This is a genomic window from Granulicoccus phenolivorans DSM 17626 = NBRC 107789 = JCM 15570 (genome assembly GCF_000423085.1).
Classification (GTDB): domain Bacteria; phylum Actinomycetota; class Actinomycetes; order Propionibacteriales; family Propionibacteriaceae; genus Granulicoccus; species Granulicoccus phenolivorans.
In genome coordinates this window covers 1-18236 of sequence record NZ_AUHH01000041.1, presented here as the reverse complement: position 1 = coordinate 18236, position 18236 = coordinate 1, and the positions used below count along the sequence as shown (strand labels likewise).

Below are 18236 nucleotides of genomic sequence, written 5' to 3'. Positions count from 1 at the left end.
GAATCGGTCGGTTGTGGGTCACGCAGTCTGATGGGTACGCCGGCGACTGGCCCAGCCGATCAGGCCCCACAGCAGGTCGAGCACGATCGCCAGGACCGCCACCAGGAGGGCTCCGGCCAACATCTCCGGGTAGCCATCCCGGCGTTTCTGACCGTCGATGACGAAGCGGCCCAGGCCACCGGCGGCCGCCATGGCCGCGATGGTGGCCGTGGCCACGACTTGCAGGGTAGCGCTGCGCAGTCCGGAGATGATCAGGGGCATGGCCAGTGGCAGTTCGACCTTCCCGATCACCTGGCCGCCGGTCATCCCGACCGCCCGGGCGGCGTACACCGCGTCGGGGTCGGCGGTGTTGAACCCGGTCACCGTACCGTTCAGGATCGGCGGGATCGCCAGGATGGCCAGCGCCAGCACGACCGGCATCAGGCCGGTGCCCAGCAGCAGCACGACCAGCACCAGCAGACCCAGCGTCGGGATCGCGCGGGCGGCGTTCACCACCAACGAGATGACCGCCTGGCCGCGTCGGGTGTGCCCGATCCAGATGCCGACCGGAATCGCGACCACCATGGCGAGCAACAGGCTCAGCCCCGAATAGACCAGATGTTCCAGCAGGCGCTGCAGGATGCCATCGGGGCCCTGCCAGTTCGCCGGATCGGCGAGGAAGCCGAATGGGCTCACACGATCACCTCCGTCGGTCGCGGGCCGCGACTGCGCGCCTGCCGGGTGCGCAGTCCGTACCAGGGCAGGGTGACGCGTTGGGTCAGCAGGATCAGCCCGTCGGCGAGCAGGGCGAGCGCCATGATCAGGATGATCCCGACGATCACCGGGGTGAGGAAGTTCTGCCGGAAGCCGAGGTCGAAATACTGGCCCAGGGCGCCGTTGCCGATCACCGCGCCGACCGAGACCATCGAGATGGTGGAGACGGTGACCACGCGCAGCCCGGAGAAGACCACCGGCATCGCCAGCGGCAGCTCCACGGTGAGCACCCGCCGCACCGAGCCGTAGCCCATCGCGTCCGCGGACAGCCGCACCGACTCCTCCACCCGGCGGAACCCGTCGACCACACTGCGGACCAGCAGCGCGACCCCGTACGCCGACAGCGCGATCACGATGTTGATCGGATCCAGGATCTGGGTGCCCAGCAACAGCGGCATCGCCACAAACAGCGCCACCGACGGGACGGCGTACAACAGGCCGATCAGCGCGACCCACACATTGGCCGTACGCCCGGTGCGATGCAGCAGATAACCGACCGGCAGCGAGATCACCAGGGCGATCAGCACCGGCGCGACCGACAGGATCACGTGCAGGCCGAGGTTGGCCCCGATGTCGGCGAGGTTGTTGCCGATCCAGGTGAAATCCATCATTTCGTCCCGTCGCCGGGCTCGACCGCTTCGGGCGCGACCACGTCGGCTTCGACCGCCGCCGGCTCGACTGCTTCGGGCTCGACTGCTTCGTCCTCGACTGCTTCAGGCTTGGGCGTTGTCGTGGTGCCGGGTTCGGACTGGGCCGCGGCGGCGGCGTTGTCCTCGGCGACGGTGGCCCGGTGTCGCTGCACCAGGGTCATCACCTCGGTCGCCGGCACGACGCCGGCGTACCGACCGGATTCCTGGACCCCCACCGCGAGCCCGACCGGGGAGGTCAGCGCGGCCTCGAGGACATCGCGCAGCATCGAACTGCCCACGGTGAACGTGCTGCCCAGTTGCAGCGTGGCCCCCGGCCGCGCCGGGTCGGCCCACCCCGCCGGTCGGGCCTGCTCATCCAGCACGAGCACCGGTTCGGTGCGGTCGGCTCCCTCCCGGGACCAGGCCGCGGCGGCGTGGCGGACGGTGGCGACCGCGCTCAGCGTCAGATCCGAGGAGCGGGTGAAGGTGAGCGAGCGGTAGCCGCGGTCGCGGCCGGCGAACTCGGCCACGAAGTCGTCGGCGGGATGATCCAGAATCTCCTGCGGAGTGCCGTACTGGGCCAGGACCCCGCCCGGCTTCAGCACCACGATCCGGTCGCCCATCCGGATCGCCTCGTCGATGTCATGGGTGATCAGCACCACGGTCTTGTTCAACTCGCGCTGCAGGTCACTGACCAGCGTCTGCAGGTCGGCCCGGACCACCGGATCGACCGCGGAGAAGGGCTCATCCATCAGCAGCAGGTCCGGATTGGCGGCCAGGGCGCGCGCCACCCCGACGCGTTGCTGCTGCCCCCCGGAGAGTTGGGCGGGGAACCGGTTCGCAAGTTTGCGATCCAGCCCGACCTGATCCATCAGTTGCAGTGCGGCGCGCTGCGTGGCGTGGTCGTCCCAGCCGAGCAACTGCGGCACCGTACCGATGTTCTCCACGATCGTGCGGTGCGGGAAGAGTCCGCCGTTCTGGATCACGTAGCCCATCTGGCGGCGCAGGGTGGTTTTTTTGATCTTGCGGATCGGGACGCCGTCCCAGACGATCTCGCCGCGGGTCGGCTCGATCATCCGGTTGATCATCCGCAACGTGGTCGTTTTCCCACACCCCGACGGCCCCACAAACACGGTGATCCCGTCACTGGGCACGGTCAGGCTCAGCTCGCGCACGGCCTGCGTCCCGTCGTGATAGGTCTTCGACACCGACTTGAACTCGATCACTGTCCCTGCTTTCGGAGGTGGTCGGTTCGACCCTAGTCGCCGATCCCGACACTTTTCGGGACCTGTGCCGGGGAGCCCTCAGCCGGGCCGAACAATCCGCGAGGTCCCGAGGGACGCAACATCCCGCACATCGAGGCCGCCGACGGTTATAGGGTGGGGATCAGGTGTGTACGTCGTTGGCCCACAACAGAATGACAAAGGAGTCGAGCGAGATGCTGGTTTCAGAGGACTTGGCCCTGATCCTGACCGATAACGAATCGGGCCGGATGGTCGCTTCTCATGCGATTCGCTACGGCCTCGCAGGGGCGATCCTGTGCGACCTTGCGCTGCAGAACTTCGCCCTGGTCAGCCACGACGAGGGGGATGTCCGCAAGAACCGGATCCAGGTGACGCACCGGGACACCGACTCCATCGTGCTCAGCTGGGCCCTGGAGCAGCTGCCCCGCGATGACTACAGCCAGTACCGTGCGATCGAGCGGCTGAAGGTCGGTGCCCAGGTGCACATCCTGGACGCCCTGGTCGAGCAGGGCCTGCTGCGCAAGAAGGTCGGTAGCGTCCTCGGTCTGGTCAAGTCCGATCGCTACCCGACGGTGGACCCGGTGCCGGAGCGAGAGGTACGCAAGGAACTGCTGGCCACGCTGGAGGCGAACGAGTCGGCCTCCCCGGAGATGTCGGCCCTGATCGGCTGCATCGGGATGATCGGACGCGCCCAGCACGTGGTGGCCGAGGATCTGGCCCTGGGTGAGGCGAAGTCGATCAAGCGTCGGGCGCAGGAGTACATGAACCGCAACTGGGGTGCCTGGGCGGCGCGCAAGGCGTACGAGGCCGACCGCCAGGTGATCGCGGTCTCCTGACCCTGCCCCCGCAGGTTTGTAGGTTGAGGACATGTTGCTTGCCGAGGACCTACTGCTCCTGCTCACCGATGACGCGACCGGCCGGGTGCGCGGGGAGGCCGACACCGGCATCGGGGCCGCCCTCCTGATCGACCTGGCCCTGCTGGGCCGGGTCCGGATCACCGAGAAGGGCGAACGCGACCACAAGCCCGACCGCGTCATCGTGGCGAACCCGGCACCGACCGACCACCGCGTCCTCGATGCGGCCCTGGCCAAGATCGGCGATCGCGCGCGCTCGGCCGGCGACACCGTCAGCCGGCTCAGTTCCGGGTTCACCAAGCCGCTGCTGGCAGGGCTCACCGCACAGGGACTGCTGACCGAGGAGAAGAAGACCTTTCTCGGGGTTTCTGCCGGGTCCCGCTGGACACCCGCCGAGGACAGCAACCACGAACTGCAGGTACGCCGGGCGCTGATCGACGTCCTGATCGACGGGCAGGAACCCGACGTCCATCTGGCCTGCCTGATCGCCCTGCTGTCCGGAATCGACGAGATCGAACAGGTGGTCCTGAAGGACAACCGGCACCTGCTGGCCGCCATGGACATCGACGCCCGGGCGATCGACAAGAAGGCCCTGAAGCGACGGGCCAAGGACCTGGAATCGCAGAACTTCGCCGCCGCCGGGGCCCGCAAGGCCATCGAAGCGGCGATGGCGGCGATGACGGCCTCCACCGTGGCCGCCACCGCAATCTCGAGCTGACCCGGACCGCGGCCGATCCCTACCCGCTGTCGGCGCGGCGCCGGACCGGAGGAGAATAGGGGTACCGAGCCGAAAGAAGGATCATGCTGATCGTCGAGAGCCTGGCGCTCCTGGTCACCGACGAGAAGTCCGGGCGGTCCCGGTCCCTGGCAACCACCAGCTACTTGCTGGCCGGCGGCATCCTCACCGATCTGTCCTTCCTGGGCCGGATCCGGCTCAGTGAACAGGGCGAGACCGACGTCCGCAAGAACCGGGTGCTGATCGAGGACACCTCCCCCACCGACTCCGATGTCCTGGACTGGGCCCTGGAACGGCTGGCTCCCGGCCCCCTGGCGCAGGACCGGGCGATCCGGATGCTGCGGGGACAGGCCCGCATCCGGACCCTGGACGGGCTCGCCGCCCAGGGCGTACTCACCAAGCAGGAGCACCACTTCCTGGGCGTCAGCCGACCGCGCTACCCGGTCCGCGACCCCGCACCGGAGGAGGAGATCCGGCAACAACTCCTCGACGTGTTCCTGACCGATACGCCCCCCGACCCGAAGACCGCCGCGATCCTGGCCGGTCTCGGCGCGTTCAACCGGGCCCAGGCGGTGATCCGCCAGGACCTCACCTCGATCGACACCAAGCTGATCAAGGAGCGGGCCAAGGAGTACGCCCGGCAGTACTGGGCGGCCCGGGCGGCGTGGAAGACCTACCAGGCCGACGCGTCCACCTCCAGCTGACGGGCCGGCGCCGGGGCACCCACGACGAACGTGACCGGACCTTCGCCCCCACCTTGACTTTTACGCAAACGTCAAGGTTTAGCGTTTTGGTATGACCACGAACCAGAACTTCAACCTGCTGGGCGAGGGCGCCCGGCCCCTGACCGAGCATCCCGGGTTGCGCCGGGCGTACCGCAGCGACGGGATGACGCTGGGCATCATCGCCCCGCTCGAGGGCTTCGCGGGTCCGGTGCCGACCATGGCCGACCAGTCCGCGCTGGTGGCGCTGATGGAGGACGCCGGATTCGCCCAGTACTGGGTCCGTGACGTGCCGCTGCTCGACCCGAACTTCGGGGACACCGGGCAGGTCTTCGACACCTTCACCTACCTCGGCTACCTGGCCGCGACCACGGACCGGATCGCCCTGGGCACGGCCAGTTCGGTGTTGCCGTTGCGACAGCCGCTGGACATCGCCAAGGCTGCCGCCAGCGTCGACCAGCTCTCGGGCGGACGGTTCACCCTGGGGGTGGCCAGTGGCGACCGGGCCGTCGAGTTCCCGGCGTACGGTCGGCGGCACGACCAGCGTGGCGAGCTGTTCCGCGAGTCGCTCGCCTACCTCCGGGCCGCTCTGGAGAACCGCTTCCCCACCGTCCGCTCCCCCTTCGGCCAGTTGCAGGGCGCCGACCTGCTGCCCAAGCCGACCCACGAGCGGCTGCCCCTGTTCATCACCGGCACGTCCCGACAGACGGTGGAGTGGATCGCGGACAACGGTGACGGCTGGCTGTTCTACACGCTTCCGCCGGAGCAGCAGGAGCACAACATCAAGCGTTGGCGGCGGCTGACCGCCGCCAAGGGCGAGCCCGGCTGGAAGCCGTTCAATCAGGCCACCTACTTCGACCTGGCGGAGGATCCGCGGCAGGCGCCGACCCCGATCCACCAGGGCTTCCGGGTCGGGCGGGAGCCGCTGATCGACCTGCTGCACCGGTGGGAGAGCATCGGCATCGACCAGTTGATGATCAACCTCAAGCAGTCCACCCGACCGGCGCGCGAGGTGCTGGCCGAGTTCGGCGAGTACATCGTGCCGCTGTTCCCCGCCGGCCTGAGCCCGGTCGCCGCCCACTGACCCACCCGACCCCACTGCGCCCGGCCCTCGGGCGCCCCGAAAGGAGACCCCCGTGCACCAGCGCATCGTGTTCATCACCAAGATCGCCGACGTCAGCTACGAGAAATTCCACCTGGACTGGAACATGGTCCACTCCCACCTGCTGGTCCCCACGGTCAACCTGCGGGGCTACCGCCAGGACCGTCCCGTACCCGCCCAGTGGGGCCGCGGACGCTACGACGGCATCGCCGAACTGTTCTACGACTCCGCCGAGCTGGAGCAGGAAGCCTTCGACTCGCACCAGTCCAAGGTGATCCGCGAGCACGAGCACTCGTTCATGGTGGAGGAGCTGACCTTCTCGGCCCTGGTGGACGAGCAGGTCGAGCTCGACGGTCCGCGTACCGCTTCGCGGGTGATGTCCCTGACCGGCCGGCTGGCCGACGTGCCCCGCGAGCTCGCCTCGCGGATCAGCGTGCTGAACCTCGACCAGGCCGAGCCGCTCACCGGCTCCCGCCAGGTCCTCAGCGTGTGGACCACCAGCGAGATGGACGCGATCGCGGTCAAGGACGCGTTGGGTGGTGAGGCCGAGGGCCACGACACCTACCTGGTGACCCCGGTCAACATCGTCACCCCGCCCGCCGAGCGCCTCAACCGCTGACCCGCTACCCAACCCACCCGCCCCAGGAGAGAACCCATGTCCCTGCGCCATCGCATTGCTTTCCTCAAGCCCCGCCCGGGCGCCTTCGAGTCCATCGAGGCGTTCCAGGACTACTGGGCCAATCAGCACGGAGAACTGGTGATGCCGATCCGGGGGATCGTCGGCTACCGCCAGAACCGGCCGGTCGATCCGGAGTTCGTCTGGGACGACGTTCGCGGCTTCGCCGAACTTTTCTTCTCCGACGCCGCGGGCGAGGACCGGGCCTGGGCCGACCCGGCCGCCCGGCCCCTGTCGGTCGATGAGAAGTTCATGTTCGATGTCGAGAACGGCTTCTCGGTGCTGGTCACCGCTGTGGACCACGTCCGGACCGGCTTCACCGGGCGTACCCGGCTGCTGGCCCTGGGCGGTGACCCGGCGGACATCGCCGCGGACTGGCAGGTCGGCGCCGTCGATGTACTCCACCTGGATGAGGCTCCCAGGGTCACCGGCGGCGGCGACACGCTGCTCAGCGTGTACACCCGGGGTCGGGATGTCGCCGATCGCGTCGGGACCGCCCTGGGGGTTCGGTACGCCGTGGTCGAGACCGTGCCGATGATCGTCCCCGACGATGCCTCGCTGGACGACTGATCGCGTGCGTGCGCGTTAGCCTGGCTGGAGTGCCGGAAGGAGATCGGGATGAAGATCGGCGAGTTGGCCCGGCGGGCCGGGACGACCACCCGCCAGTTGCGCTACTACGAGGAGCAGGGGCTGCTGGCCCCCGACCGCACCTTCAGCAACTATCGCGACTACGACGAGTCCGCGGTCGAGACCGTACGCCAGATCCGGCTGCTGGTGGAGAGCGGGATGCCCACCCGAGTGGTGCGGGTACTGCTGCCCTGCGTCCACGGGCCGGGCGCGGAGATGCCGCACCACGACGATCCGGACATGGCCGCCCTGCTGGTCACCGAACGCGACCGCCTGGACGAGACCATCGAGCGCCTGGTCCGCAGCCGGTCGCAGGTGGAGTGCTACCTCGACCGGGTGGCCCCGGAGTACACCTCCGAACGATTCCGGGCGCTGCACCCGGTGCCCGGGAGTGCCGACCCACTCGGCGAGGACCGGGAGGTCTCCGCCTGAGGGCAGCTGTCGATCGCCGAATACCGCCGACTGGGCCAGACAGGTGCCGCCCTGGTGGACCGTCTCAGCATGGACGACGAACTCGACGTGGAGTTCGCACCGCTCGAACTGGACCTGAAGGTTCCCGACCTGTGACCCACCTGCTTGACACCACCGTCATGCCATCAATATCTCCGGTCCGAGTCGCTGCGTACGATTGCCATGCTCGGGACGGGATGACCCAGTTTTGTTAGTGGGATCAACCGTGTTCCCCGCTCGCGCGGGGATTTCCCGTCCCGAGCCCATCATCTAAAAAGGTTTTATTAGTCGTGCTCATCCTGTATGCTCTGTGTCATCGATGGAACATCGGGGGCGATCTTCATGGTGCTGGACGGGACTGACACTTTTGGCCTCAGTGAGGCCGCACGTGGAATCTGGGCGAAGAGCGCCGGCCATCTGGGCTGGCTCTCGCTACCGCAACACCTGCTGGACACCGCGCGCGTCGGCGGTCTGCTGTTCGATCACTGGCTGGCGCCGGCAGTCAAAGGGCGCTGGGCAGACTGCTTGCCGGGAGGCCACGCGGACGCCCGGGCCCTGCTCGTCTTTCTGTGTTCTGCCCACGACCTCGGGAAAGCCTCCCCGAGCTTCATCTGTCAGGTGGAGACGCTGGCGGCCCGGGTGCGTCAGCTGGGGCTCGAGTGCCCACCACTGGCCGATTTGAAGGATGAGCGCCGCGCGCAGCCGCACTCGGCGGTCAGCAACTGGGCCCTGACGGCATGGTGCAGCGACCACGGCCTCCCCGTGCATCTGGGAAGACAGCTCGCCGCGATCCTGGGCGCCCATCATGGACGCGCCGTGCCCGCGAAGGACGTCCAGGCGATCCCCGACCGCCCGGCCGGTGTGGGGGGTGCGGAATGGGACGCCGTCCGTACGGAATTGCTCGACTGGGCCGGGCGGACCTCGGGCGTGGCCGAGCGGCTGTCGGCGTGGTCGGAGGTGGTCCTGCCGATGGCGGTGCAGATCGAGATGACCGGCCTGCTCATCATGGCGGACTGGCTCGCCAGCAATCAGGACTACTTCGGCCTGCGGCCGCTGGATTCGGTGCTGTCACCGGCGGTGATCACCGATCCGGACCGGTTCCGACGTGGTTGGGACCACGCCGCTCTTCCCAGCCCGTGGGCACCCCTGCCGAGCACGCTGTCCGGGTTGGAGCTGTATCGCGAGCAGTTCGGGTGGCCGGCGGAGTACCGCCTGAAACCGATCCAGGAGGCGGTCGAAGAACTGACCGACGCCGACTGCCAGTTGATGATCATCGAGGCTCAGCCGGGTGAGGGCAAGACCGAGACCGGTCTGGTCGCCGGCTACCGGCTGGCCGCCCGTTACGGAGCCCAGGGGCTACTGATGGCCCTCCCGACCCAGGCGACCACCAACGCGATGCTCGAACGGGTTCTCGACTGGCTGGACCATCAGTCGGTCGAGATGCAGCACAGTGTTCCGTGGTCGTTGGGGCTGGGGCACGGGAAGGCCCGGCTCAACCCGACCTACGCGGAGATGGTCGAGGCCGTGCGTCGGGCAGATGCCGAGTATGCGGTGGACGCCCTGTACCCGGAGGAAACCCAGCCCCGCACCAACGACGAGGAATCCGCGGACGGCATGGCCCGGGCGGTCGCGCACCAGTGGTTCAACGGCAGGAAGCGGCGCCTGCTGCACAACTTCGTGGTCTGCACGATCGATCAGATCCTGGTGGCCGGCGCCACGATCAAGCATCAGATGCTCAATCACCTGGCCCTGGCCGGCAAGGTTGTCATCGTTGACGAGGCGCACGCCAGCGACTCCTACATGAACGTTTTCCTCGACGCGCTGCTGCCGTGGCTGGGCGAGTACGGAACCCCGGTGATCGTGCTCTCGGCGACTCTGACGCCAGCCCGGCGTCGCGAGTTGGTGGCCGCCTACGGCGGTGCCGAAGCGGCGCGCGTCCCCGAGCTGGACGGCACGGACTACCCGATCATCACCACCCTGAACCGGGACGACACCCGTGCACGGGTCACTCGGATCCCGACCATCGCGGCGTCGCGTGAGGTGCACTGGGAATGGGAGAACAACGACCTCGACGCTCTCATCGCCCGGCTGCGGCGCACGGTTCCGGACGCGGGGTGTGTCCTGGTGGTCCGCAACACCGTGACCGCGGCGCAGCAGACCTTTGACGCGATCCGGGACGCGGGGCTGGGGCCGGTCTCGCTGGCCCATTCCCGCTACATCGCCGCGGACCGGACCAGCAATGACGGCCGGCTGGTGGAGACCTTCGGCAAACACGGACGCCGGCCCCGGCGACACATCGTGGTCGCCACCCAGGTGGTCGAACAGTCTCTGGATGTCGACTTCGATCTGCTGGTCACCGATCTGGCCCCGATGGATCTGCTGTTCCAGCGGATCGGCCGCCTCCATCGCCATCAACGACAGCGTCCGGTCGGGCTGGAACTCCCCCGTGTCCTGGTGCTGGCCGAGCCCAGCGAGGCACCCGACGAGCCGCCGCGCGCGGATTCGGGGTCCCACGCCGTGTACGGAGATCATCTTCTCCTCCGTACCGCCGCGGCCCTGATCGAGCACGGTCCGACGCTCACCCTGCCCGAGGACATCGCCCCGCTGGTGGCCGGCGCTCTTGGACCCGCGCCGATCGGTCCCCCGCATTGGCAGCCGACGCTGGAGACTGCACGGGTCGAGTACGAGGCCCATCGCGCCGCCCAGCGCGAAGCCGCGGGAGCGTACGCCCTCCCGAAGACTCCGGATCAGTTGCGGCGCCGTCGCACGATGGCCGACTGGATGGCGCACAGTCCGGATGCCACCGAACAGCAGGCTGCGGTCATGGTGCGCGACACCGATCCGACCCTGGAAGTGATTCTGGTGCCGTTGGATCCCGACGGGCAGGTCATTCGGCCACCGTGGCACGGGGGCCTGCCGCTGGATGTGCGCTCGATCCCGAACCGGGAGACCGCACTGGAGATCTCGTCCTGGTCGATTCGGCTGCCACCCCAGTTGACCCGATGGCCCCAACGGCTGGAGCAGACCCTGCGCCTGCTGGAAAGCCAGGAAGCCGTCCGCCACTGGGCGTGGCGGCAGCACCCTCTCCTCAAGGGCGAGCTCTTTCTCCCGATGACCCAGATTCAGGAAGGAAGCACCGTGTTGATGACTGACCTGTTCGACGAGCCGGGCGGCGTGGGCAAACTGCGCTACAGCCCGGACCGGGGACTGGAGGTGATCCGGGCATGAGGAGTTTCAATCTCGTCGAAGAACCCTGGATCCTCGTCCAGCGACATACCGGCCCTGACGAGGTCTCGCTGGGGACCCTCTTTCGCGACGCATCCGACATCCGCCGGATCGGGGGCGAGGTGCCCACCCAGGCGTTCGCGATCCTGCGGATTCTCCTCGCGATCATCCATGACTCCCACAAGATTCACAGCGAGGATCGCCTCGATGATCTCCGCGAGGACGGGCTCGACCTCGTCCTGGTCGACTCCTACCTGGACGAGTGGTCCGACCGCTTCGACCTGTTCCATCCCGACCGTCCGTTCATGCAGGTGGCGGGCCTGCATACCGCGAAGGGCGAGGCCTCCGGACTGGAGAAGATCATCGCCGACGTGCCGAACGGTCTCCCGTTCTTCACCACCCGGACCGGTCCGAGTCTGGAGCACATCTCGCTCGCCGAAGCAGCGCGCTGGGTTGTCCACACCCAGAGCTTCGATCCCTCCGGAATCCGGTCCGGGGCCGTCGGGGATCCACTGGTCAAGGGCGGCAAGGGCTACCCCATCGGACCGGCCTGGGCCGGGCAGCTCGGCGGCATCATCCTGCACGGCGACTCGCTCGCCGAAACCCTGCTGTACAACCTGGTCGCCACCTCGGGCCAGCCCGAGGATCGTCCGATCTGGACAAAAGACGAACCGGATACCGCGCTACGGCGCGAGGCGCCGGTCCCCGCCGGCATCGTGGAGGTCCTCACCTGGCAATCGCGCCGGATGCGCCTGGTGACCACCGGAGAATGCGTGACCGGGGTCGTTCTCGCCCAGGGCGACAAGCTCACCCCGCAGAATCGCTACCCGGTCGAAGCGATGTCGGGATGGCGCTTCTCCGAACCCCAGACCAAGAAGAACGGCGGCCGGGACACCTACATGCCCCGCAAGCACGAGCCCGACCGCTCCTTCTGGCGTTCCCTCCCGGCAGTGCTCGCGCTGGACCAGGCCGGCGCCGAGCGTCAGCCGTTCCGGATGCCGGGCACGTTGGAATCGCTGAGCCAGCACGAAGACCTGAACCGAAAGTTTCACCTGGAGGCCGTCGGCATCAGCTACGGCCCGCAGGAAGCCACGATCGAGGAGATCGTGACCGACCAGCTCGACGTCCATACCGTCCTGCTCAACCGCAGCTCCGGGCCCCTGCGCGCGATGCTCCAGGACGCCGTCGCCAACACCGAGGAAGCGGTGCGGGCCCTGGGAAATCTGGCGGCCAACCTGAGCAAGGCCGCCGGGGACCGCGGGGACAGCCCCGGGGCCGGCGCCCGCGCGCAGGCGATGCAGCAGGCCTGGAGTTCCCTCGATGCGCCCGCCCGCGACTGGATCGGCCGGCTCAACACCGCCACTGATCCCAAGCCCGAGCACCGAGCCTGGCAGGAGCACGTCCGCGAATTGCTGACCTCCCTGGCCCGATCGCTCCCGGTCTCCCCCGCCGCAATCCGTGGCCGCACCGTCCGCACCGGTCAGAAGCAGGACTACCTGACCGCCGATCTGGCCCATGTCTGGTTCTCCTCAGCCCTGCGCAAAGCCCTTCCCCTGGCCTACCCAACCGACCCGAAGGAATCCTGATGGCCGACTACAACCGCCGCTTTCTGGTCGTGGGGCGGATCAAGCGCCTCATCGGCGCCAACCCGGCCCAACTCTCCCCCTCCGCCACGGCAATGCTCGCCCAACTTCGCCACGGGATCGCCCGCGAACCCGGCTCCCTCCCCGAAATCTGGAGCATCACCCTCGACGGAATTCCCGAGGAGTTCAGCCAAACCCGACGGGAACGCGAGGAACAGGCGATCCATCGCGCCCTGACCCAATTCGCCACCCACCAACAGTCCCGCTCGACCAGCATGCACTCCGATGACCTCAGGTTCGGCGCAGCGATCCGACGCCTGGCCGAACTCCAGGCCGGCGCAACCATGGACCACCACGAAACTCCCACCTATCGCCGCTTCATCGCGATGGCGGCCACCACCCAGGTCACCGCCGCGCTCACCCACGCCCGCGGACTGATCAGCCAACTGCGCACCCACGAGATCCCGTTCGACTACGGGCGCTACACCGACGACCTCTACGACCTGCAAACCGGCCGCGCGGACGACGTCCGCCGCCGCTGGGGCCGCGACTACCACCGTATCCACGACGACCGCCAGACCGCCACCGCTGAAGGAGAAGCCCAGTGAGCACCTACCTCGAGATTCACGCCCTGCAGAGCCTCCCGCCGAGCAACGTCAACCGCGACGACACCGGCGCCCCGAAGAGCGCCACCTACGGCGGCGTCCTCCGGGCCCGCGTCTCCAGCCAGTCCTGGAAACGAGCCATCCGCAAGGACTTCGAGGCCCGCCTCTCCCCCGAGGACATCGGCATCCGCAGCAAACAGATCGTCGAACTCCTGATGGACGAGATCACCACCCAGAACCCCGAACTCGCCGATCGCGCCCAGCAGCTGGCCGTGGCCGCCTTCACCGCCGCCGGCTTCCCGAAGCTCGCGGCTCCCACGAAGAAAAAGGACGAGCCCGCCGGCGTCGAGGAACTCGGTTACCTGATGTTCCTGTCCCGCGGGCAGATCCGCACCCTGGCGCAGGCCGCGATCACCGCGGCCGACGAAGCCGACCCGACCAAGGCTCTCAAAGCCGCCAAGGTCCGCGACCTGGTGGACCGCGACCACTCGCTGGACATCGCCCTGTTCGGCCGCATGGTGGCCGATGCCCCCGACCTCAACGTGGACGCCGCCTGCCAGGTCGCCCACGCCCTCGGCATCCACGAGCTCACGCCCGAGTTCGATTACTACACCGCGGTCGACGACCGGCGTGAGGACGCCGAGGAGACCGGTGCCGGGATGATCGGCACCATCGAGTTCAACGCCAGCACGCTGTATCGGTATGCCGCAGTCAACGTGGATCAACTCCAGGAAAACCTGGGCAACCAGGCAGCGACCCAGCGGGCTCTGGCCGAGTTCACCAACAGCTTCATCGCCAGCATGCCGTCCGGCAAGCAGAACACCTTCGCCAACGGGACCCGCCCCGAAGTCATCCTGGTCACCATCGGGTCCGGCCAGCCGGTCAACCTCGCCGGTGCCTTCGAGGAGGCCGTACGCCCCGGGCCCGGCTACCTCAAGCCCGGCGTCAAACGTCTCGCGGACTACGCCACCGACGTCTTCACGACCTGGCGACGCCCCGACCGCATTCTGGTCTGCGGCCTGTCCGGTGTTCGGGACGCGCTGGCCACCATCCCGAACGCCGACGTGGTCAGCCTCGACGAGCTGATCGCCGCCGCCGCCGAAGCGGGCGCCCAGGAGCCGGCATGAGTGTGCTCCTCCTTCGCCTCGCCGGTCCTCTACAGAGCTGGGGGGCCGCCAGCCGCTTCACCCGTCGCGCGACCGAAGCGATGCCCACCAAATCGGGCATCCTCGGCCTGCTCGCGGCCGCCCAGGGACGCCGACGCACCGATCCGATCGAGGACCTGGTCGGCCTGCGCCTGGCCGTCCGCTGCGACCAGAAAGGCCCCCTGCTCCGGGACTTCCACACCGCGCATCACGGCGTGTCCGGCGTGTCGATGCCCCTGTCGGAACGTTTCTACTGGACCGACTCGGTGTTCGTGGCCGCAATCGAGGGACCATCCGGCCTGATCGACGGCCTGGCCGAAGCCCTGGCCGACCCGGCGTTCCCGCTCTATCTCGGCCGGCGCTCCTGCGTCCCCGAGGGACGGGTGGTGCTCACGGTCGACCATGAAGACACCGCCGAGGCGGCGCTGCGGACGACCCCGTGGCAGGCCGGGAAGGTCGCCCGACGCCGAGCCCGGCGCCAGGAAGTGCTGCGGGTACCGGTCCAGGCCGACGTCGGCGTCTTCTCCGGACTGTCCCCGCGCCGCCAACTCCAGGACATCCCCGTCAGCTTCTCCCCAGAACGCCGCGAATACGCGACCCGCGACGTGGTGGAAACCACCCTCGAACTGCCCAACCCGTTCTACGAACCACCGCAGGACGCCGGTGGCCACGATCCCTTCGCCACAGTCAGGGGGCTGCTGTGATCCTGACCAGGACCTATCTGAACAGCCGCCGATCCGGGGCACGCAAACTGCTCGGCTCGCCCCAGGCGATGCACGCCGCACTCCTGGCCGGCTTCCCTCCGGATTCCGATCCGGGTCGGATCCTGTGGCGGGTCGACCACGCGAAATCGGTCAAACCCGTGGTCTACATCGTGAGTCGGGACCGACCCGATCTGGTCCACCTGGACGAGCAAGCCGGATGGCCCAGCCTGCCCAGCGCATCCTCGCTGGCCTACGACGGGTTTCTCGACCAGTTGGCCACCGGCCAGACCTGGGGGTTCCGACTGACCGCGAATCCCGCCCACCACGCGACCGAGAACGGACGCAAACGCGTCTACGCCCATGTCACCGCGGCCCAACAGGCCACATGGCTGCTGGACCGAAGTGACCGGCTGGGGATCCGGCTCACCGACCCCGGTGACCACGCCACCCCGACCTTCCAGGTGATCGAGCGCAGCACCCGCACCTTTCGTCGCGACTCGGCCACCGTCACCCTGGGGGTGGCAACCTACACCGGCGTACTTCAGGTGACCGACCCCCAGCTCCTGCAGCAGGCCCTGACCGCCGGCGTCGGCAGAGCCAAGGCGTACGGCTGCGGCCTGATGACCCTGGCCGGGCCGGCGTGATCCCAGGAGCCCGTCCGGCCCGACCGCGCGAGCTGTTCCGGGCTGAGGACAGACTGAGTTTCATCTACGTGGAACGATGCCTCCTCAGCCGGGACAGCAACGCGATCACCGTCACCAACGAGCAAGGCGTCCTGCACATCCCGGCCGCGTCGATCGCCGCACTGCTGCTCGGGCCGGGATCCAAGGTCACCCACCACGCGATGATGCTGATCGCACAAAGCGGCGCCGTGGTGGTCTGGGTGGGTGAACAAGGCGTGCGCTACTACGGCCACGGAACCGGTCTGGCCACCTCCACCCGGCTGCTGCAGGCCCAGGCCGAACTGGTCAGTCACCGGGACAAGCGGCTGGCCGTGGCCCGGCGCATGTACGAAATGCGGTTCCCCGATGAGGTCGTCACCTCCGCCACGATGCAACAACTCCGCGGACGAGAAGGCGCCCGCGTGCGTCAGCTGTACCGGCGAAACTCCGAACGAACAGAGGTCCCGTGGCGACGTCGGGACTACGACCCCGACGCATTCGCCGAAGGCGACGCGATCAACCAGGCCCTCTCGGCCGCCCACTCCTCGCTGTACGGGGTGGTGCACTCCCTGATCGTCGCTCTGGGCTGCTCCCCCGGCCTCGGCTTCGTGCACACCGGCCATCACCGTGCCTTCGTCTACGACATCGCCGACCTCTACAAAGCGGAAGTCACGATCCCGATCGCCTTCGACGTCGTGGCCACCGACACCCCCGATATTCCCGGTGACACCCGCCGCGCAGTCCGGGACGCCATGAAATCGGGCAAAGTCATCGAACGGTGCATCGCCGACATCCGAGCACTGCTCCTCGGGGCAGCAGCCGAAACAGAACCCGACTGGGACTTCGTTCAACTCTGGGACGAACAACTCGGCGAAGTCCAGGGCGGCGTGTCCTACGGAGAGGACCCACCCTTTTGACCGTCATCATCCTGACCGCCGTCCCCTCCGGCCTCCGCGGCCACCTGACCAGATGGCTCATGGAAGTCGCACCCGGCGTATACGTCGGCCGCATCTCCGCCCGAGTCCGAGACGCACTCTGGGACATCATCCTCGAGATGGTCCGCGACGGGCGAGCCCTGATGGTCTTCAGCGCCCGCAACGAGCAAGGCCTCGAAATCCGCAACCACGGCCACTCCTGGGAACCCGTCGACATCGAAGGCATCACCCTCATGCGCCGCCCCGGCCCCCAACAAGTAGTCACGGAAGGACCCAAAGTAGGAATCAGCAAAGCCGAGCGATACCGACGCATCCGAACCCGCCGCAAGTGATGCTGAACTAGGTGAACCCGCGGTATCCTCCCTTGTCAGCAAGTGTGCTCCCCGCGCGAGCGGGGATGATCCCCATGATCGTCGCCTCACGCAGCGACCGGACCCGTGCTCCCCGCGCGAGCGGGGATGATCCCGATCTCCGACGATTCGGTCACGTCCCCGAAGGGTGCTCCCCGCGCGAGCGGGGATGATCCGCTCCCACGACACCCGGCAGTACCGGACGTCAAGTGCTCCCCGCGCGAGCGGGGATGATCCCGGTGCCCTGGACAGCTATAGCCCTCACGATTTGTGCTCCCCGCGCGAGCGGGGATGATCCCGATGGGCCCCAGGGTCAGGGGGATGTCGTCGAGTGCTCCCCGCGCGAGCGGGGATGATCCGTATTGAGGGCGGACGGGTCCCTTCGCTATGCGGTGCTCCCCGCGCGAGCGGGGATGATCCGCGTTCCGCCGGCGCCGAACCCGCGCCACCGAGGTGCTCCCCGCGCGAGCGGGGATGATCCCTTGAGGTTGAGCTGCATGCCGGGCTTCCACCCGAACGGGCCGAAGTGCTCCCCGCGCGAGCGGGGATGATCCGAACGACGTCATTCGGATCCCGATGACCCTCGAGTGCTCCCCGCGCGAGCGGGGATGATCCGACGTTCACCCAGGCCGAGGTTGACCGCATCATGTGCTCCCCGCGCGAGCGGGGATGATCCGGACGGCGCGGGGGCCGCGATTGACACCTCCGGGTGCTCCCCGCGCGAGCGGGGATGATCCGGCCATCCTTGATCTCGAACAGCTGGTCGACCAGTGTGCTCCCCGCGCGAGCGGGGATGATCCGACGAACGTCACGAACCTGATCGACACCACGCGGTGCTCCCCGCGCGAGCGGGGATGATCCAGGGGCGGCGTCACTGCGGGAGCACATCTCCCAGTGCTCCCCGCGCGAGCGGGGATGATCCGTTCACGTTCACCCCGGAGATCACCCCGGGCGCGTGCTCCCCGCGCGAGCGGGGATGATCCCACGTGCCGCAAGTGCTCGCGCCACGAAAAACGGTGCTCCCCGCGCGAGCGGGGATGATCCTCGACCTGAATCCAGCGGCCACCCTCCGGGTAGGTGCTCCCCGCGCGAGCGGGGATGATCCTGTGAGTGAGCCGCTCCTGATCGCGATCATCTCCGTGCTCCCCGCGCGAGCGGGGATGATCCTGCCCCGGTGACCCCGGGGAGCCGGTTCCCTGCGTGCTCCCCGCGCGAGCGGGGATGATCCGCGCTG

At 68.2% G+C, this 18236-nt stretch carries 18 protein-coding genes and 1 CRISPR repeat array; of the genes, 15 read left to right on the top strand and 3 right to left on the bottom strand.

The window, feature by feature from the left end; genetic code table 11:
• Window positions 1–18: 18 nt before the first annotated feature.
• From G531_RS0114945 to G531_RS23005, 3 genes are read right to left on the bottom strand one after another with little or no spacing between them, the layout of a single operon-like run.
• Window positions 19–675, bottom strand: a complete 657-nt coding sequence (locus tag G531_RS0114945; protein WP_026927859.1) for an ABC transporter permease — start codon at window positions 673–675, stop codon at window positions 19–21.
• Window positions 672–1361 (bottom strand): ABC transporter permease, encoded by a 690-nt coding sequence (locus tag G531_RS23010; RefSeq protein ID WP_051215558.1) that lies wholly within the window; start codon window positions 1359–1361, stop codon window positions 672–674. Before G531_RS23010 ends, G531_RS0114945 begins: the two co-directional genes overlap by 4 nt.
• Window positions 1361–2608 carry an ABC transporter ATP-binding protein gene (locus G531_RS23005; protein WP_081684164.1) on the bottom strand — a complete coding sequence of 416 codons (1248 nt, stop codon included), beginning with the start codon at window positions 2606–2608 and terminating at the stop codon, window positions 1361–1363. Before G531_RS23005 ends, G531_RS23010 begins: the two co-directional genes overlap by 1 nt.
• 212 nt (window positions 2609–2820) lie before the next feature.
• Between G531_RS23005 and G531_RS0114930 the strand changes: the two genes are divergently transcribed.
• The 15 genes from G531_RS0114930 (at window position 2821) to cas2e (ending at window position 16984) form a co-directional block, all read left to right on the top strand.
• Window positions 2821–3462: a GOLPH3/VPS74 family protein gene (locus G531_RS0114930; RefSeq protein WP_026927858.1), complete on the top strand. Its 642-nt coding sequence runs from the start codon at window positions 2821–2823 to the stop codon at window positions 3460–3462.
• A gap of 31 nt (window positions 3463–3493) precedes the next feature.
• Window positions 3494–4198 (top strand): GOLPH3/VPS74 family protein, encoded by a 705-nt coding sequence (locus G531_RS0114925; protein WP_026927857.1) that lies wholly within the window; start codon window positions 3494–3496, stop codon window positions 4196–4198.
• Between the two features lie 83 nt (window positions 4199–4281).
• Window positions 4282–4920, top strand: a complete 639-nt coding sequence (locus G531_RS0114920) for a GOLPH3/VPS74 family protein (protein WP_026927856.1) — start codon at window positions 4282–4284, stop codon at window positions 4918–4920.
• A gap of 91 nt (window positions 4921–5011) precedes the next feature.
• Window positions 5012–6022 carry an LLM class oxidoreductase gene (locus tag G531_RS0114915; protein ID WP_051215557.1) on the top strand — a complete coding sequence of 337 codons (1011 nt, stop codon included), beginning with the start codon at window positions 5012–5014 and terminating at the stop codon, window positions 6020–6022.
• A gap of 52 nt (window positions 6023–6074) precedes the next feature.
• Window positions 6075–6659 (top strand): EthD domain-containing protein, encoded by a 585-nt coding sequence (locus G531_RS0114910; RefSeq protein WP_026927854.1) that lies wholly within the window; start codon window positions 6075–6077, stop codon window positions 6657–6659.
• A gap of 36 nt (window positions 6660–6695) precedes the next feature.
• Window positions 6696–7286 carry an EthD domain-containing protein gene (locus tag G531_RS0114905; protein ID WP_026927853.1) on the top strand — a complete coding sequence of 197 codons (591 nt, stop codon included), beginning with the start codon at window positions 6696–6698 and terminating at the stop codon, window positions 7284–7286.
• A gap of 48 nt (window positions 7287–7334) precedes the next feature.
• Window positions 7335–7775, top strand: a complete 441-nt coding sequence (locus G531_RS23000) for a MerR family transcriptional regulator (RefSeq protein ID WP_081684162.1) — start codon at window positions 7335–7337, stop codon at window positions 7773–7775.
• 321 nt (window positions 7776–8096) lie between these two features.
• Window positions 8097–11021 (top strand): CRISPR-associated helicase/endonuclease Cas3, encoded by a 2925-nt coding sequence (locus tag G531_RS22990; protein WP_051215556.1) that lies wholly within the window; start codon window positions 8097–8099, stop codon window positions 11019–11021.
• Entirely contained in the window at window positions 11018–12604 is a 1587-nt protein-coding gene (gene casA, locus G531_RS22985) for a type I-E CRISPR-associated protein Cse1/CasA (protein ID WP_035759191.1), read from the top strand. Before G531_RS22990 ends, casA begins: the two co-directional genes overlap by 4 nt.
• Window positions 12604–13209, top strand: a complete 606-nt coding sequence (gene casB, locus G531_RS22980) for a type I-E CRISPR-associated protein Cse2/CasB (protein WP_051215555.1) — start codon at window positions 12604–12606, stop codon at window positions 13207–13209. The genes casA and casB overlap by 1 nt, the downstream gene beginning before the upstream one ends.
• Window positions 13206–14333 carry a type I-E CRISPR-associated protein Cas7/Cse4/CasC gene (gene cas7e / locus G531_RS0114875; RefSeq protein ID WP_026927852.1) on the top strand — a complete coding sequence of 376 codons (1128 nt, stop codon included), beginning with the start codon at window positions 13206–13208 and terminating at the stop codon, window positions 14331–14333. The genes casB and cas7e overlap by 4 nt, the downstream gene beginning before the upstream one ends.
• A complete protein-coding gene (gene cas5e, locus G531_RS22975; protein WP_035759189.1) occupies window positions 14330–15055 on the top strand; it encodes a type I-E CRISPR-associated protein Cas5/CasD in 726 nt (241 codons plus the stop codon). Before cas7e ends, cas5e begins: the two co-directional genes overlap by 4 nt.
• Window positions 15052–15699, top strand: a complete 648-nt coding sequence (gene cas6e, locus G531_RS0114865) for a type I-E CRISPR-associated protein Cas6/Cse3/CasE (protein ID WP_026927851.1) — start codon at window positions 15052–15054, stop codon at window positions 15697–15699. The genes cas5e and cas6e overlap by 4 nt, the downstream gene beginning before the upstream one ends.
• A complete protein-coding gene (gene cas1e, locus G531_RS0114860; RefSeq protein WP_051215554.1) occupies window positions 15696–16634 on the top strand; it encodes a type I-E CRISPR-associated endonuclease Cas1e in 939 nt (312 codons plus the stop codon). Before cas6e ends, cas1e begins: the two co-directional genes overlap by 4 nt.
• A complete protein-coding gene (cas2e, locus tag G531_RS0114855; protein WP_026927849.1) occupies window positions 16631–16984 on the top strand; it encodes a type I-E CRISPR-associated endoribonuclease Cas2e in 354 nt (117 codons plus the stop codon). Before cas1e ends, cas2e begins: the two co-directional genes overlap by 4 nt.
• 44 nt (window positions 16985–17028) lie before the next feature.
• Window positions 17029–18230: a CRISPR direct-repeat array (repeat unit 28 nt; unit sequence GTGCTCCCCGCGCGAGCGGGGATGATCC).
• Window positions 18231–18236 lie beyond the last annotated feature (6 nt).

Coding starts and splice junctions, on each gene's coding strand:
- G531_RS0114930 (WP_026927858.1), top strand. CDS start 2,821: ATGCTGGTTTCAGAGGACTTGGCCCTGATCCTGACCGATAACGAATCG.
- G531_RS0114915 (WP_051215557.1), top strand. CDS start 5,012: ATGACCACGAACCAGAACTTCAACCTGCTGGGCGAGGGCGCCCGGCCC.
- G531_RS23010 (WP_051215558.1), bottom strand. CDS start 1,361: ATGGATTTCACCTGGATCGGCAACAACCTCGCCGACATCGGGGCCAAC.
- casB (WP_051215555.1), top strand. CDS start 12,604: ATGGCCGACTACAACCGCCGCTTTCTGGTCGTGGGGCGGATCAAGCGC.
- G531_RS23000 (WP_081684162.1), top strand. CDS start 7,335: ATGAAGATCGGCGAGTTGGCCCGGCGGGCCGGGACGACCACCCGCCAG.
- G531_RS0114920 (WP_026927856.1), top strand. CDS start 4,282: ATGCTGATCGTCGAGAGCCTGGCGCTCCTGGTCACCGACGAGAAGTCC.
- G531_RS22990 (WP_051215556.1), top strand. CDS start 8,097: ATGCTCTGTGTCATCGATGGAACATCGGGGGCGATCTTCATGGTGCTG.
- G531_RS0114925 (WP_026927857.1), top strand. CDS start 3,494: ATGTTGCTTGCCGAGGACCTACTGCTCCTGCTCACCGATGACGCGACC.
- casA (WP_035759191.1), top strand. CDS start 11,018: ATGAGGAGTTTCAATCTCGTCGAAGAACCCTGGATCCTCGTCCAGCGA.
- G531_RS0114905 (WP_026927853.1), top strand. CDS start 6,696: ATGTCCCTGCGCCATCGCATTGCTTTCCTCAAGCCCCGCCCGGGCGCC.
- cas5e (WP_035759189.1), top strand. CDS start 14,330: ATGAGTGTGCTCCTCCTTCGCCTCGCCGGTCCTCTACAGAGCTGGGGG.